General features: G+C 68.2%; 13 protein-coding genes. 6 read left to right on the forward strand and 7 right to left on the reverse strand.

Features of this window, described 5'->3' with window-relative positions:
• Window positions 1–289: 289 nt before the first annotated feature.
• The 3 genes from ADK36_RS05180 to ADK36_RS05190 form a co-directional block, all read right to left on the reverse strand.
• Entirely contained in the window at window positions 290–1,447 is a 1,158-nt protein-coding gene (locus ADK36_RS05180) for a pyridoxal phosphate-dependent aminotransferase (RefSeq protein ID WP_048582507.1), read from the reverse strand.
• A 241-nt stretch (window positions 1,448–1,688) separates the two neighbouring features.
• Entirely contained in the window at window positions 1,689–2,261 is a 573-nt protein-coding gene (locus ADK36_RS05185) for a TetR/AcrR family transcriptional regulator (RefSeq protein ID WP_048582506.1), read from the reverse strand.
• Between the two features lie 404 nt (window positions 2,262–2,665).
• The gene (locus ADK36_RS05190) at window positions 2,666–2,878 is read right to left on the reverse strand and encodes a hypothetical protein (RefSeq protein ID WP_048582505.1); all 213 of its coding nucleotides are present in this window, start codon (window positions 2,876–2,878) and stop codon (window positions 2,666–2,668) included.
• A 291-nt stretch (window positions 2,879–3,169) separates the two neighbouring features.
• On the opposite strand from ADK36_RS05190, the gene ADK36_RS05195 reads away from it, so the two are divergent.
• From ADK36_RS05195 to ADK36_RS05200, 3 genes are all read left to right on the forward strand, one after another.
• Entirely contained in the window at window positions 3,170–4,351 is a 1,182-nt protein-coding gene (locus ADK36_RS05195) for a hypothetical protein (RefSeq protein WP_234329678.1), read from the forward strand.
• Between the two features lie 279 nt (window positions 4,352–4,630).
• Window positions 4,631–4,792: a hypothetical protein gene (locus ADK36_RS48690; RefSeq protein ID WP_159029180.1), complete on the forward strand. Its 162-nt coding sequence runs from the start codon at window positions 4,631–4,633 to the stop codon at window positions 4,790–4,792.
• A 43-nt stretch (window positions 4,793–4,835) separates the two neighbouring features.
• Window positions 4,836–5,606: a hypothetical protein gene (locus tag ADK36_RS05200; protein ID WP_048582504.1), complete on the forward strand. Its 771-nt coding sequence runs from the start codon at window positions 4,836–4,838 to the stop codon at window positions 5,604–5,606.
• A 328-nt stretch (window positions 5,607–5,934) separates the two neighbouring features.
• On the opposite strand, the gene ADK36_RS05205 is transcribed toward ADK36_RS05200, so the two are convergent.
• The 4 genes from ADK36_RS05205 to ADK36_RS05215 all read right to left on the reverse strand — a co-directional run bounded on the left by ADK36_RS05205 (window position 5,935) and on the right by ADK36_RS05215 (window position 9,370).
• Window positions 5,935–6,630: a helix-turn-helix domain-containing protein gene (locus tag ADK36_RS05205; RefSeq protein ID WP_053196532.1), complete on the reverse strand. Its 696-nt coding sequence runs from the start codon at window positions 6,628–6,630 to the stop codon at window positions 5,935–5,937.
• The gene (locus tag ADK36_RS05210) at window positions 6,627–7,001 is read right to left on the reverse strand and encodes a TnsA-like heteromeric transposase endonuclease subunit (protein ID WP_234329679.1); all 375 of its coding nucleotides are present in this window, start codon (window positions 6,999–7,001) and stop codon (window positions 6,627–6,629) included. The genes ADK36_RS05205 and ADK36_RS05210 overlap by 4 nt, the downstream gene beginning before the upstream one ends.
• A gap of 14 nt (window positions 7,002–7,015) precedes the next feature.
• Window positions 7,016–7,348 carry a hypothetical protein gene (locus ADK36_RS49940; protein ID WP_234329680.1) on the reverse strand — a complete coding sequence of 111 codons (333 nt, stop codon included), beginning with the start codon at window positions 7,346–7,348 and terminating at the stop codon, window positions 7,016–7,018.
• 219 nt (window positions 7,349–7,567) lie between these two features.
• Complete coding sequence (locus ADK36_RS05215) at window positions 7,568–9,370, reverse strand: glycoside hydrolase family 15 protein (RefSeq protein ID WP_048582502.1); 1,803 nt, start codon at window positions 9,368–9,370, stop codon at window positions 7,568–7,570.
• Between the two features lie 500 nt (window positions 9,371–9,870).
• On the opposite strand from ADK36_RS05215, the gene ADK36_RS05220 reads away from it, so the two are divergent.
• The 3 genes from ADK36_RS05220 (at window position 9,871) to ADK36_RS05230 (ending at window position 14,632) form a co-directional block, all read left to right on the forward strand.
• The gene (locus tag ADK36_RS05220; protein ID WP_048582501.1) at window positions 9,871–11,559 is read left to right on the forward strand and encodes a CTP synthase; all 1,689 of its coding nucleotides are present in this window, start codon (window positions 9,871–9,873) and stop codon (window positions 11,557–11,559) included.
• Between the two features lie 83 nt (window positions 11,560–11,642).
• On the forward strand, window positions 11,643–12,269 hold the full coding sequence (locus tag ADK36_RS05225; protein WP_053196534.1) for an NUDIX domain-containing protein: 627 nt from the start codon (window positions 11,643–11,645) through the stop codon (window positions 12,267–12,269).
• Window positions 12,270–12,544: 275 nt separating this feature from the next.
• Window positions 12,545–14,632 (forward strand): tetratricopeptide repeat protein, encoded by a 2,088-nt coding sequence (locus ADK36_RS05230; RefSeq protein ID WP_053196536.1) that lies wholly within the window; start codon window positions 12,545–12,547, stop codon window positions 14,630–14,632.
• The last annotated feature ends 61 nt before the right edge of the window (window positions 14,633–14,693 follow it).

Genomic DNA, 14,693 nt, shown 5'->3' on the forward strand with positions numbered 1-14,693 from the left:
CGTCGGCTCACAGTGAAGAGTTTTACCGGCCGCGTTAATGCGATGTTTGACTCAGGTGCCGCGGACGCCTCCGAGAGCGCCATGGACAGGCGGGATCAACCGTCCCGGGTAATCCGTAACATGTTTGAGACTTCTGAGGCCCGCATGAATCGGGGCATGCCGAAGGCAGCTGCTCTCCGGGATCCATCGAGGCAGCTCGAAGCAAGAACTCTCGGCAACCTTGTGCCTGTTCTTGATCGCCTGATGTCAACGACGGCAGGCGTTACATTTTCGCATTGAAGCGGACCGGCTACAGAGTCTTGATGACTTGCGCGAAGCGTCGCATTCCCTCTTCGAGTGAGGCTTCGTCGGTGGCGAAGGACAAGCGCACGTGGCCTTCGCCCGAAGGGCCGAATTCGGAGCCTGCCCGTGCGAGGACGCCTCCCTCGGCCAGTCGCTGGACGAGCTCAACGGAGGACAGGGCGCTATTGACCTGGGGGAAGGCGTAGAACGCTCCGAGGGGCCGTACGACGCTCACCGCATCGAGATCGTCGAGGTGTCGCATGACCAGGTCCCGTCGGCGCTGGTAGCGCGCCGAGAGGTCCCGCAGGTCGGTGTCGGGTGTGTGGAGTGCCTCGATGGCTGCGTCCTGCACAAATGTATTGAGAGGACCGTTGACGGTCCGGTGAACGAGGTTGATCTTTTCCGCCAGCTCGACAGCGGCGAAGACGAAGCCGATCCGCCAACCGGTCATCGCGTACGACTTGGAGAAGGTGCCGGCGAGTATCACCCGCTCCCGAACGGAGGCCAGGGTCAATGCCGACGTGAACTCCAGGTCGTCGAAGACGATGTCGCTGTATGCCTCGTCCGACACCAGATAGAGGTGAGGATGGTCGCTGAGGATTGCGCCGATTCCCTCGATTTCTGACTTCGAGAACACCATTCCGGTGGGGTTCACGGGGTTGCACAGGATGAGCATGCGGGCGCCTGGGGCAGCCTCGGCGATTCTGCTCAGGTCGAGGGAGCCGTCGGAGCGCGTGGGGATCCAGGTGGACTCGCCTCCTGCCATCGCCACATGATCCGCGTACAAGGAGTAGGTCGGCTCCGGGAGCAGGACCCGGTCACCGGGATTCAGCAGACCGAGAACGGTGGCCGCGAGGCCGGCGCTGCCGCCGTGAGTGACGACGATGTTCGCGGGATCGATCCCTTCACCGTGGAATCGTGCCAGGTGGGATGCCGTCTCCTGGCGGAGGTCCGGCGAACCGGTGATCTGCGAATACCGGGTGCGGCCCGCCCGCAATGCTCGGACGGCTGCCTCTATTACAGGTGCCGGCGTGTCGCTGTCGGGTTCCCCCATGGCCAGCGAGATGGCGTCGGGGACGGCACCGCCCAGTGTCTTCGGCCGCCTCGAGGCTGCCCTGATGCGTTCCGGAAGGGAAACGGCCGTTGGGGAGGGAAGCGCGCTCATCCGGTCTCCATGGAGTCACGAGAGAGATAAAGTGCGAGTAGATTCTCACATCGTGATGAGGTGGTTCAAGGGTCGTGTCGCGGTCGAGCGGACCGGACTCCGGTAGGACGGATGATCAGGTGATGGGTATGCCTGAAGCGCACCGATGTCGGCAGGGGCGTAGCGGTGCGTGATCGCCGGAACGCTCGAGCGGCGACTCCGTGGTGCGGAGCCGCCGCTCACCGGCTGCGAGATGCCTGCTTCAGGCCCGGGCCCAGCCCTGGAGAGCGCCGTAGTAGGCCCCGGTCATGCGACTGATCGCCGTCTCCTCCGTGAGGCCGGTGCTGATCAGGTCCAGGATCTCGCGTGGGTCGAACATGGCGTTGCACAGGAACAGCGCATGATCGAAATGCTCATCGGGTACGTCCAGATGTCGCATCACGGTGCGAATGGGGCGTTCCCAAGCGTCCCGGACCGGGGTGATCACCTCGTCGTTGTTGCGCAGGCGGGTGAGGAAGCCGGTGCGTGAGCGGATCTGCACCATTGCGGGGCCGTAGCTTCGCACCAGGCGGGCCCATTCCTGGCTCACATCCTCGAAAAGGGCCGGACCGGTCTTGGGGCAGTCGTGGCTGTAGTTGCGCAGTTGGACGATGACGCCGAGCAGATAGGCCTTGACGACCTCCTCGACGGACGGGAAGTACCTGTAGGCCGTGGCCGGCGACAGGCTGGCGCGCTCCGCGATGACTGCCATCGTCACAGCGCCCGGTTCCGTCCTGAGCGTCTCCCCGGCGGCCTCCAAGAGCTTGCGCCGATTGCGTACCGCGTCGCGGCGCATGCTGCGCCCGGCACCCTGTTCCTCATTCTTGACGGTCAGGGGAGCCTCCCGGGATGCCTGGTCAGAGAGAATGGTGTCTCAGCTCTGCACAAGACGATAGCCACCTCCTTCCGAGGCGCTCAAGCGGCCCGGCCCTGCCCTGTGCCGGAGGCTGTGTGAAAGGCCCAGCTGGGTCGGTGCCAGGCTGTAACAGCCAGCCCCTCACTGCCTCGCGATAGCTGGGATGCCCCTCTCGATTCCGGGAGAGCCGCTTGGCTTCACCGCCCACTCCAGCGGATGTCTGCCACGGCGGGGCCGCCGAGGCAGCCCGAGCGGCGACGAAGGCCACTCCAGGTCCTCCACCGCAGCCCCGCCGCCCCTCCGGACACTCAGCCGTACCGACGCGGCCACCGCTGTACGTCCACTCACCGCGGTTGAAGGGAGGGGAAGGGTTGCCCCAGCTGCCCGGCCGGTGCGCGCAGCTCCCTGCCCGGGGTGCGCGCGGCCAGCTCGTCGAGGTCGGCGTCCAAGTTGATGAGGGACTCGTCCCTCTCCATGCCTCGGGCCAGGGTCAGCGAGATGCCGCTGAGCATGCCGGGCACGGCCGATGTAGAGGCGTGGTGTGTGCGCCTGTCCACGCGATGCCGTCACTCATGCCGGGCAGACTATCGGCCAGTATCGAGCTGCCAGGGCCAAACCTGGCTCCCTTGTCCAGCGTGGTCGGCCTGACCGCGAGCTCGACCATGACCCCTTGTCCAGGTCGTCTACCGCCCTGACCACCGCTGCTTTCCCCTTGACCACGCCCGCTACCGGCCGCCGTCAGACCGCGGACAAGGGGGGCCTCCTTTGCATGCTGCTCCCTCGATCGCCGCCCACGGCCGCATGAGCGCCTGACCGCGAGTCTGCGGGACTGCCCGGATAGCCGCCTGGTGCAGGTTGCGGAGGCCATCCTCGACAATGAGGCGCTCATCGCGCCCGAACGCAATGACCTCCAGGATGTCGTGTGGCTCGGACGCCACCATGTAGAGATTCCCGGCCGTACGAGGCGCGAGCTGGCCAAGGAGTTCGACCTTACTGATCACCTGATGTATCCGGACCGGTTTCTGGCTCTGCTCGGCCAGCTGTGGGACTTGGGCGAGGACGAATCCAACGTTTGGGGTCCCCACCTCGGCACCTTGCACGATGACATCCGACGCCATGTGGTCAGATTTCGGGATGACTGGTCGACCGAGCACCTGTTCGAGCAACTCGGAGCTTTCGAGGCCCCTCACCCTCGCTTCGGACGCTTCCTTGAGGGTCTTGCCGCCCCTGCTGTTCTACCCGACGAGCAGGCACAACGTGGCTTCGTGGAGCTGGCCAACCATCACCTGCGGCCCATTGGCGCGCAGCTCCGGCAGGAGGGGGAGGCCGACGGCTATCCCCTGTTCCACCTCGTCCAGCTTGGGCGAGGGACCACCCGTCGGCCGCGCAGCCTCATCTTCGCCACCCTGGGAAAACCAGATATCCGCTTTACCAGCGCCTTCGACAATGACATCGAGGTCGCCGAACGCGCCGACCAGGTCCTGGTCTACGACCACGCCGTCGGCAAGGACGGTCTGCTCTGGCGCGACCTGCTGACCTGGTGGCAGGAGACCCGCAACATCACCGACCACGCAGAAGCCAACCTGTCCCTGTACGGCCGCATGCAAGCGTCCCTGCCTCGCGAGTCCCCGAGGCAGAACAACCTGTTCTGGCTCTACCACAACATCTACAAGGACAACCTGGGCGACGTACCCGCTCTGCTGCCAGAGATATGGGTGCACTGGGACCCCAAGACTGTCCGCGAACGCGGCGCGCGTGCCCTACAGAACCTGCGTATGGACTTCCTCATGCTGCTACAGGGCAACCGCCGCGTCGTGCTGGAAGTCGACGGCATGCAGCACTACACCCGCGACGGTGGAACCGAACCCGACAGCGCGAAGTACGCCGCGACCATGGCTGGCGATCGAGACCTGAAGCTCCGCGGCTACGAAGTCTTCCGCTTCGGCCATGACGAACTCCGCGACCGAGACCGCGCTCGGGCCGTACTCACCACCTTTTTCCGCGCACTCCTGAAACCACCGCACCCGTGAGTGGTCGCCGTGGCACGCTACGGGCGACAAACTGAGGCGCTGCCGAGCTGAGCTACCGGGTCACTGCCGAGTCGTTGTCGATCAGGGACCGGCCGCTTCGGGCATGAGGCCCCCCAACACGTCGCCGCCATGTCGTCGGGAAGGCGAACAAGGTGGAGTCGATTCGGGCGGCCTCGTCCAGCGGCTGATGGCCGCGACGGCACCCTGCCGGCCGGCCGATGGGGACCCATGACCTTGACCCGGTCGAAGCGGGCCTGCGCACGGCGAGGACATCCGTGAATGCGTACCGGCATGGCGGGACCGGCCGATGCTGTGCAGGTGGCGGGCGGATACTGCGCTGGCACCGGCGTGCTCGGCCGCGTCGAAGTACCAACCATCCGGGCACGTCGCCAGGTCGCCCGCGACCAGATCGTCTGTTCGGGGGAGTCGCACCTGCTGTGAAAACCCCCTGGGGCGGCGGAGGTTGGCTCTCTACTCTCGATCCATGACATGGAACGAGGACAGCGGCACAGTCAGCCGGGCGTTCGATGACTGGAAGTGGAACGATCGGGAGAACCGTGCCTTCCTCCGGCTATCCACCCAGTGGTCGGACAAGGCCTACCAGCAGACCTGGAACGAAGCTGAGGAGTCCTTCGCCGCACGCTTCGACCCAGACCGGCACTACGGAGACGAGCACCTTGACATCTTTGAGGACGCCGTCGACGGACTCTGGCCTCACTCCTACGCCTGGATTACCGAAGCATCGGTCGTCAAGAACGCGGTCACCGCGTTCGAGGTGTACCTGGAGAAGGCCCTAGAGGAAGCCCTTGGCTCGGCCCTCATCCTCGACGGAAAGCAGCACACCATCAAACTGGCCACCCCGCCGAAGTTCGAGTCGCCGGGATGGAAGACCCTGGTCAGTTCACACAAGGTACTCGGAACTGAAGTCGAGACCGACGAGGTGTCATGGGCCAGGGAGCTGCGGCACCTGCTGACCCACCAAAACGGCGTATTGCGCAGTGAGGACGCGCTGACGCGGTTCCGAAACCAAGACGCCGAGCGCGGCCAAGACGAGATTGATCGAGCGCATGTCGGGGGCAAGGTTCCCCTCGGTGTTCCGCGCGTATTGACGATCCTCGACTCTCTCGCCGCAGTGATCCGGACGGCCGACGCCCCAGCATGGGCTTTGTGCTGGTCCCGCCCCCGTCGTGAACGATGGGAAGAAGTCATAACGAAGCTGTACGAGCAGAAGTGCATCGTCCTCGTATCCGCCTGAGCGGCCCACTCGCGCAAGAGATGCCCACTCCTGCTACTTCAGACCGCTCAGCACCGGAATTTCTGAATTTGGCGTCTGAGGGTCTGGGACTTGACCCGGTGCGGGTTCCGTAGCTGATGCGAACGGACCCGGCTGTCAGTGGCGACTGCGAGGCTGAACGGAGGACCGTGATGACGAGCAACTGCCGCGCGGCCATCCGCGCCGGGGCCATCAGCACGTACTCGCCTGGCCGCGTGGGCCGCAGCTTCCCGTAGACGCCTCGGGGGCGGTTGGCGATGTCCCGGTTGCGCTGCGTACTCAACCGGAATGTCGGATGGCGACGCTCTAGCTACTGCATCCACCGATAGGCCGTTGTCTGCGGCGGCACCGGCACCTTGACCAGCTTGAATTTGATCTTGACGCGAGCCTCGACTTCCTCCAGCACCACCTTCACGGAGGGCCGTGACTCCTCCTCGTACTCGTTCAGCACCTCCTCCGCGGCCTCGACCCAGCGCGGATCGGCATTGCTCAGTCCGCCGTTCGCCCGTGCCGCCCTCGGAACCAGACCAGCCTCGCCGTGCTCGCGGAAGGCCTGTGCCCACCGGCGCGTCGACCGGGCGGACACCCCCAGTTCCGCCGCCTTGGCCTTGTACCGGGCCTTCAGCGGCAGGCCAGGGGCGTACTGAGGCCGTGGCTCGTCGGGCCGCGGAAGGTCCTCACTGCCGGAGCGGTAGCCCGTCAGCATCTCCCGGACATGCTCAGCCCGCTCCAGGACTTCCTCCTTCTCCTCCTTGGTCAGCCGGTTCAGCACGACGGCCGCGAGGTCCTCGTCGTCGGTGGACGACGGGCCCGCCCTGTCGTGGATCAGCTCGGCGCGATCGGAGGTCAGCAGCTCACGCAGCGACATCCGGGCCAGCCGGTCACGGCCGTCCTTGAGGACGACCTCCATGCCCGTGGCCAGGCTGGCGAACTCCACCACTTCGACCGTCTCGCCGTCCAGCCGGAGGTGCGTCCCTACACCCAGCTTCGTCCCCGCCCCGCTCATGCGGCCCTCCGCAGCACGTGCCCCGCGCTCAGCGGCCGGTCCAGCGCGGTCGTCACATGGCCGGACCACAGGAGGTGCAGCACTGCGGACTTCACCAGCGGCCGGGGAGACTGTGGCAGCAGCCGGAAGGCATCGCCCAGCGGCATTTCGTCCAGATCTGCGGCCCTCAGCGTGGCGATCAAATCAGGGTCCAACAGCCAGGAGCGGCGGTAGCCGGCCAGGAACCGGACGTTCTCCAGTACGTGCGGATCGGGCTCGCTCCATACCTCGTACCGCCACCCACGCGACGTGACCGCCTCCCGGGTCCAGTCGAGGGTGACGGCAACCTCCGGCTTCTCAAGCCGGTGCCGCGGCTTGACGTCCACGACCACCGGACCGTCGTCCGTCAGCAGCAGATAGTCCGGGATGTGCTTGCGGACCTTGCCATCGATTCCGGCCTTGACGGCTGGGCGACGATGTGCCGCACCTCCGGGGCGAAGTCGGCGAACAGCAGCCGCCTCAGCTCAAGCCGCGACTCGTAGATGACGTGGTCGCCCATGGTGGCCGACCAGTAGGTGCCCGAGTAGTGCTGCTGCCCCTTGAACCAGCGGAACGTCCGCCACGGCCGCGCCTCCCGCAGCAGCCCGAGCGGCACCAACTGCCACTCCAGGTCCTCCACAACGGCCCCGTCATCACGCCGGACACTCAGCCGTACCGGCGCGGCAACAGCTGCACCCATCGGACCCCACCAACCCCGCGATTTCCGAGCGGCCTCACTAGCCACCGAACGCTGGGGTCCTGCCCCGGCCAGAAGTGGAGACGCCGACCGGGGAGGTCCTTTACACGAAGAGGGGAACTACTCGTCCACGGAGCATGGTTTCCATTCCCGTGGCCTTTTGGCCACGCGGTGGCCATCGATCATGGAAAGTGGCCACGGGATTTGGAAACCTACACCTGTTCAGCCGCCGTAGGCCCCCGACGCCGTCAGCCGCAGCGCCGTGTCGATCAGCGGAACGTGGCTGAAGGCCTGCGGGAAGTTGCCGACCTGGCGCTGGAGGCGCGGGTCCCACTCCTCGGCGAGCAGACCGAGGTCGTTGCGCAGCGACAGCAGCTTCTCGAACAGCTTGCGGGCCTCGTCGACGCGGCCGATCATCGCCAGGTCGTCCGCCATCCAGAACGAGCAGGCGAGGAAGGCCCCCTCGTCGCCGGGGAGGCCGTCGACGCCCTCGTCGTCGCCCTGCGTCGGGTAGCGCAGGATGAACCCGTCCGAGGTGGACAGCTCGCGCTGGATCGCCTCGATGGTGCCGATGACGCGCTTGTCGTCCGGCGGCAGGAAGCCCATCTGCGGGATCAGCAGCAGCGAGGCGTCCAGCTCCTTCGAGCCGTACGACTGCGTGAAGGTGTTGCGTTCCTTGTCGTAGCCCTTCTCGCACACGTCCCGGTGGATGTCGTCGCGCAGCTCGCGCCACCGCTCCAGCGGGCCGTCGGCGTCGCCGGACTCGATGAGCTTGATGGTGCGGTCGACGGCGACCCAGGCCATCACCTTGGAGTGCACGAAGTGGCGGCGCGGGCCGCGCACCTCCCAGATGCCCTCGTCCGGCTCGTCCCAGTGGTCCTCCAGGTAGCGGATGAGCTTGAGCTGGAGCAGCGAGGCGTAGTCGTTGCGGGCCAGGCCCGTCATATGGGCCAGGTGCAGGGCCTCGGTGACCTCGCCGTACACGTCCAGCTGGAGCTGGTGCGCGGCGCCGTTGCCGACCCGGACGGGTGCGGAGGTCTCATAGCCGGGCAGCCAGTCCAGCTCGGCCTCGCCCAGCTCGCGCTCGCCGGCGATGCCGTACATGATCTGCAGGTTCTCCGGGTCGCCCGCGACCGCCCGCAGCAGCCACTCGCGCCAGGCGCGGGCCTCCTCGCGGTAGCCGGTGCGCAGCAGCGAGGACAGGGTGATGGCCGCGTCGCGCAGCCAGGTGTAGCGGTAGTCCCAGTTGCGGACGCCGCCGATGTCCTCCGGCAGGGAGGTGGTGGGCGCCGCGACGATGCCGCCGGTCGGGGCGTACGTCAGCGCCTTCAGCGTGATCAGCGAGCGGATCACCGCCTCGCGGTACGGGCCGTGGTACGTGCAGTGCTCGACCCACTCGCGCCAGAAGTCCTCCGTCGCCGCCAGCGACTGCTCCGGCTCCGGCAGCGCGGGCGGCTGCTTGTGCGAGGGCTCCCAGGAGATGGTGAAGGCGATCCGCTCACCCGGGGCGACCGTGAAGTCCGAGTACGTCGTCAGCGACTTGCCGTAGGTCTCGGTCTCCGCGTCGAACCACACCGAGTCCGGACCGGCGACGGCGACCGTACGGCCCTCGTGCTTGTGCACCCACGGCACGACCCGCCCGTACGAGAAACGCATCCGGAGCGCCGAGCGCATCGGCACCCGGCCCGAGACGCCCTCCACGATCCGGATCAGCTGCGGCGCGCCGTCACGCGGGGGCATGAAGTCGATCACCCGGACCGTGCCGCGCGGCGTGTCCCACTCGGACTCCAGGATCAGCGAGTCGCCGCGGTAGCTGCGCCGGGCCGCGGTGGGCGGCGGGGCGTCGGAGGCGTGGGCGGGGCCGAGCCGCCAGAAGCCGTGTTCCTCGGTGCCCAGCAGCCCGGCGAAGATGGCATGCGAGTCGAAGCGGGGCAGGCACAGCCAGTCCACTGTGCCGTCCCGGCAGACCAGCGCCGCTGTCTGCATGTCTCCGATGAGTGCGTAGTCTTCGATGCGCCCGGCCACGTGCAACTCCAGTCGAACGGCCACGTCGCCCCCTCTTCTGGCAAGGGGGCTCTCGCTTAGTGCGGTCAAGGGGTGGGTTTTGTAATGCGTCGTTGAGCGGTGAAGCAAAGCAGCCGTCTCGGCCGTGAGGCAAAACGACAGTCTCTTCCCGACAATCTCTGCTCAACGAACTGACGAGCTCTCGTTGTTCCGGTGGTTACGGGCGAGGGGTGGTGCCGTGTTACCGGCCGGGCCCGGCAGCGAATGTCCGAGCAGGATACGACGCACGTAGATGATCTGCGTGCCGCTCCGGGCAACCCGGGTCGGCCGAACGGGTGAGCAGCGGGTGAGTGATGGGTGGGAAATCGGTGGGACGTGCGGATCCGTGCCGACTCGTGTGCGGAGCGTGGCCGGAAGCCATCGGTCCTAGTCGCTGATACCCTGGTAGCCCGTGGACCGGTGGGCGTGAAGACCCCCGAACCGCACTTCAAGATCGCGACCACGGGAGCCCCCTCTTGGCCATGCCAAAATCCACGACGACCAAGCACATCTTCGTCACCGGGGGTGTCGCCTCCTCGCTCGGCAAGGGCCTGACGGCCTCCAGCCTCGGCATGCTCCTCAAGGCGCGGGGTCTGCGCGTCGTGATGCAGAAACTCGACCCGTACCTCAATGTCGACCCTGGCACGATGAACCCCTTCCAGCACGGCGAGGTGTTCGTCACCAACGACGGCGCCGAGACCGACCTGGACATCGGCCACTACGAGCGCTTCCTCGACCGCGACCTGGACGGCTCGGCGAACGTCACCACCGGCCAGGTGTACAACACCGTGATCGCCAAGGAGCGGCGCGGCGAGTACCTCGGCGACACCGTGCAGGTCATCCCGCACATCACCAACGAGATCAAGCACCGCATCCGCCGCATGGCGACGGACGAGGTCGACGTCGTGATCACGGAGGTCGGCGGCACGGTCGGCGACATCGAGTCGCTGCCGTTCCTGGAGACCGTCCGCCAGGTCCGTCACGAGGTCGGTCGTGACAACGTCTTCGTCGTCCACATCTCGCTCCTGCCGTACATCGGCCCCTCGGGAGAGCTGAAGACGAAGCCGACCCAGCACTCGGTTGCGGCTCTGCGCAACATCGGTATCCAGCCAGACGCGATCGTGCTGCGCTGCGACCGCGAGGTGCCGACCGCGATCAAGCGGAAGATCAGCCTGATGTGCGACGTCGACGAGGCCGCTGTTGTCGCGTGCCCCGACGCCCGCTCCATCTACGACATCCCGAAGACCGTGCACGGCGAGGGTCTGGACGCCTACGTCGTCCGCAAGCTGGACCTGCCGTTCCGCGACGTTGACTGGACGACCTGGGACGACCTGCTCGACCGCGTCCACAACCCCGACCACGAGATCACCCTCGCGCTGGTCGGCAAGTACATCGACCTGCCCGACGCCTACCTCTCGGTCACCGAGGCGCTGCGGGCCGGCGGCTTCGCCAACAGGGCCCGCGTCAAGATCAAGTGGGTCACGTCCGACGACTGCAAGACCCCGGCCGGCGCCAAGCAGCAGCTCGCCGACGTCGACGGCATCTGCATCCCGGGCGGCTTCGGCGACCGCGGCGTCCTCGGCAAGGTCGGCGCGATCAAGTACGCCCGTGAGAACCGGATCCCGCTGCTCGGTCTGTGCCTCGGCCTCCAGTGCATCGTGATCGAGGCGGCCCGCAACCTGGCCGACATCGGCGACGCCAACTCCACCGAGTTCGACCCGGCCACCGGCCACCCGGTCATCTCCACCATGGCCGAGCAGCTCGACATCGTCGCCGGCGAGGGTGACATGGGCGGCACCATGCGGCTGGGCATGTACCCGGCCAAGCTGGCCGAGGGCTCGATCGTGCGTGAGGTGTACGACGGCAAGGAGTACGTCGAGGAGCGGCACCGTCACCGGTACGAGGTGAACAACGCCTACCGCGCGGAGCTGGAGAAGAAGGCCGGCATCCTGTTCTCCGGCACGTCGCCCGACGGCAAGCTCGTGGAGTACGTGGAGTACCCGCGCGAGGTCCACCCTTACCTGGTGGCCACGCAGGCCCACCCCGAACTGCGCTCGCGCCCGACGCGTCCGCACCCGCTCTTCGCCGGGCTGGTGAAGGCGTCCGTCGAGCGCCAGCGGGCTGAGGGCGCACCCCAGCAGGGCGAGGGCGTCGGCAGGAATTCGAAGTAGCACGACAGTTGTACGGTGGCCGGGGTGCAAACCTTCAAAGGTGGGCACCCCGGTTTTCGTTTGCGCACGTGGAAGGGCAGGGCATGACGATCAAGGACACCCCCGAGGAGTGGGAGATCCGGGCGACGGACACCCCCTTCGTGGGCAACAAGACCTCCGTCCGCACGGACGACGTGGTCATGCCCGACGGCTCGGTGGTGCGACGCGACTACCAGGTCCACCCGGGCTCCGTCGCCGTCCTCGCCCTGGACGACGAGGACCGCGTCCTGCTCATCAAGCAGTACCGCCACCCCGTGCGCGAGAAGCTGTGGGAGATCCCGGCCGGGCTGCTCGACATCCCGGGCGAGAACCCGCTGCACGCCGCGCAGCGTGAGCTGTACGAGGAGGCGCACGTCAAGGCCGAGGACTGGCGGGTGCTGACGGATGTCTACACGACCCCCGGCGGTTGCGACGAGGCCGTGCGCATCTTCCTCGCCCGTGGCCTGTCCGAGGCGGACGGCGACCGCTTCGAGGTGGAGGACGAGGAGGCCGACATGGAGCACGCGCGCGTGCCGGTCGACGAACTGGTCCGGAGCGTCCTCGCGGGCGAGCTGCACAACAACTGCCTCGTCGTGGGCGTCCTGTCGCTGGTCGCCGCGCGTGCCTCCGGCGGGCTTGACGGGCTGCGGTCGGCGGATGTGGAGTGGCCCGCGCGGCCCTTCGAGGCGTAGCGCTCCGCTGGAAGCGCGGTGCGGATGCGCCGTAGGGGTGCGGTGATCTGCTGGCTGCGACGCCGTTGTGGCTTGTCGCGCGGTTCCCCGCGCCCCTGAGGGGCGTTGCCGTGACGCCCCTTTGACGGTGCCGGTCCTACCATCTGCTGATCCGGTCGGGGGATGTGTCCGCCGTGCTGCGCCCGGATCGTCGCAGAGCGTGAACTAGGCTCGGGAAACGCCCGAACCGGAGTCCCGGCGGGCTTGCGCGCGTGGTGGGACGGGAGTGTGGCCCCGTGACGGATCAGGTCGTGGACACAGGCGGCGTGCAGGTGTTCGCCCAGGCTTCCGCCGCGCACCAATTCCTGGGCCGCACCCGCGAATTGAAGGAGCTGCGCGCCGACATCGAGCGCGCGGGCCTGGACACCCTCTCCGGCCGCAAGGTGCCACGCGCGCGCGTGCTGCTCATCGCGGGCCGCCCCGGCTCGGGCCGCACGGCGCTCGCCGAGGAACTCGTACGGCAGGTGGCGGACCGTTACGCGGACGGTGTGCTGCGCGCCCGCCTGAGCGAGCCCGACGGCACCCCCGTCCCCGTCGCGCGCACCGCCCGCGCCCTGCTCACCGCCCTGGACCGGCCGACCCCCGCCGGCGCCGCCGAGGACGACCTGACGGCGGCGCTCCGCGAGGCCCTCGCCGGCCGCCGGGTCCTGCTCCTGCTCGACGACGCGGCCACGGCCGAGCAGGTCGACGCCCTGCTGCCGGACGCCCCGGAGTGCCTGGCCGTAGCCGTGTCCGACGGCCCGCTGACCGGGATCTCGGACGTGCGGCCCTGCACGCTCGGCGGGCTCGACACCAAGTCGGCGGTGGAACTGCTGTCCCGGCATGCCGGCTCGGTCCGGATCACCGTCGATCCGCGGGCCGCCGAGGGCCTCGTCGAGGAGTGCCAGGGCCATCCGGCCGCGCTGACGCTGGCCGGCGGCTGGCTCGCCGCCCGTCCCAAGGTGGCCGTCTCCGACTTCGCCAAGCAACTGCGTGCCGAGGGCGAGGAGGGCACACCGCTCGGCCGGGTCTTCCGCCTCGTCTACGGCGCCCTGCCGACGCCCGCCGCCCGGATGCTGCGGTTGCTCACCCTCGCCCCGGGCGGCCTCGTCGACCCGCACACCGCCTCCGCGCTGGCCGGCTGCTCGGTGGACGGTGCCCGCGCCACCCTGGACGACATCGTCGCCATCGGCCTGTTGCGCACCGTGGACTCGCCGTTGCCGCAGTACGAGGTCCCGGCGTGTCTGCACCGGTTCCTGAGGGCCCTCACCGAGACCCAGGACCGCCCCGCCGAGCTCCAGCTCGCCCGCGCCCGGATGCTGGAGCGGACCGTACGGCTGCTCCAGTCCTGCCGGGCGATCACCGAGACCGACAGCCCCGAGATCCGCCAGAAGCTCCTCGGCATGCCCCAGGCCCTGCGCTTCCCCAACCCGCGGGCGGCCGCCGACTGGCTCAGCATCCGCCGGCCCGCCCTGCTCGCCTCGGCCCGTGCCGCGGTCGCCGACGGGGAGCTGGACACCCTCGCCCGCCGTCTGATGTCCCAGCTGGTCAGGGCGATGGTCGCGCACTTCGGTACCCAGGCGGCCGCCGCTGACCTGTACGACATCCACGGGCTCGTCCTCGACGTGGCCGAGCGCCGACACCTGCCCCGCGAGAAGGCCGCCGCCCTGCTGAACCTCGGCGATCTCGACGCCCGGACGGGACGTACCCGGGAGGCGCTGGTGCGGTTCCGGGCCGCGCTGGACGCCGGGTGGGAAGCGAATGACCCGTATGCGACCGGCCGCGCGATGGAATCCGTAGGCGGCGCCCATCTGGAGCTCGGGGACTACGACCGGGCCGCCGACTGGTTCGGCCGTGCCCTGGTCCAGCGGCTGGCCCGGGGCGAGCGGCCCGACGCCGCCCGGCTGTACGGCCGTATCGGCGAGGCGCACACCTATGCGGGCCGGTACGGCGACGCGCTGCGCAGCTGGCGGGCCGCCATCGCCGGGCACCGCAAGAACGGCGATGTCGCCGGGCACGCACGGGCGTTGAGCGAGCTGGCGCGGGTCCAGGAGTACGCCGGACGGCCCGAGGAGTCGCTGCGCACCTGCCAGGAGGCGGTGGAGTGGGCGCGGCGCGCCGAGGACGTACGGCTGCAGGGGGCCCTGCATCTGCGGCTCGCCGACACCCTGGACCGCCTCGGTGATTCATCGGCCGCGCAGCTGCACCGCGGCGCGGCCGAGCGGATGCTGAAGGAGGAGCCTCGGGAGTCCGATGCGGCCGAGCCTGAGCCCCAGCAAGACGCTTTCGAGCCGGAACACGGAGCTAACGCCTGCGAAATCCGTAGTACATCCGCTGAAGATTGATGCAATGAAAGGCTAGACAGCGGGAACACCTTCATTAGACTGGCTCTGCCGCACCTTCTCC

It is taken from the genome of Streptomyces viridochromogenes (genome assembly GCF_001270495.1).
Lineage (GTDB): Bacteria > Actinomycetota > Actinomycetes > Streptomycetales > Streptomycetaceae > Streptomyces > Streptomyces viridochromogenes_A.

What these genes read in the sequence shown, in the direction of transcription:
- ADK36_RS05185 (WP_048582506.1), bottom strand. Translation starts at nt 2,261, where the DNA reads ATGCGCCGCGACGCGGTACGCAATCGGCGCAAGCTCTTGGAGGCCGCC.
- ADK36_RS05225 (WP_053196534.1), top strand. Translation starts at nt 11,643, where the DNA reads ATGACGATCAAGGACACCCCCGAGGAGTGGGAGATCCGGGCGACGGAC.
- ADK36_RS05180 (WP_048582507.1), bottom strand. Translation starts at nt 1,447, where the DNA reads ATGAGCGCGCTTCCCTCCCCAACGGCCGTTTCCCTTCCGGAACGCATC.
- ADK36_RS49940 (WP_234329680.1), bottom strand. Translation starts at nt 7,348, where the DNA reads ATGGGTGCAGCTGTTGCCGCGCCGGTACGGCTGAGTGTCCGGCGTGAT.
- ADK36_RS05205 (WP_053196532.1), bottom strand. Translation starts at nt 6,630, where the DNA reads ATGAGCGGGGCGGGGACGAAGCTGGGTGTAGGGACGCACCTCCGGCTG.
- ADK36_RS05220 (WP_048582501.1), top strand. Translation starts at nt 9,871, where the DNA reads ATGCCAAAATCCACGACGACCAAGCACATCTTCGTCACCGGGGGTGTC.
- ADK36_RS05200 (WP_048582504.1), top strand. Translation starts at nt 4,836, where the DNA reads ATGACATGGAACGAGGACAGCGGCACAGTCAGCCGGGCGTTCGATGAC.
- ADK36_RS48690 (WP_159029180.1), top strand. Translation starts at nt 4,631, where the DNA reads ATGCGTACCGGCATGGCGGGACCGGCCGATGCTGTGCAGGTGGCGGGC.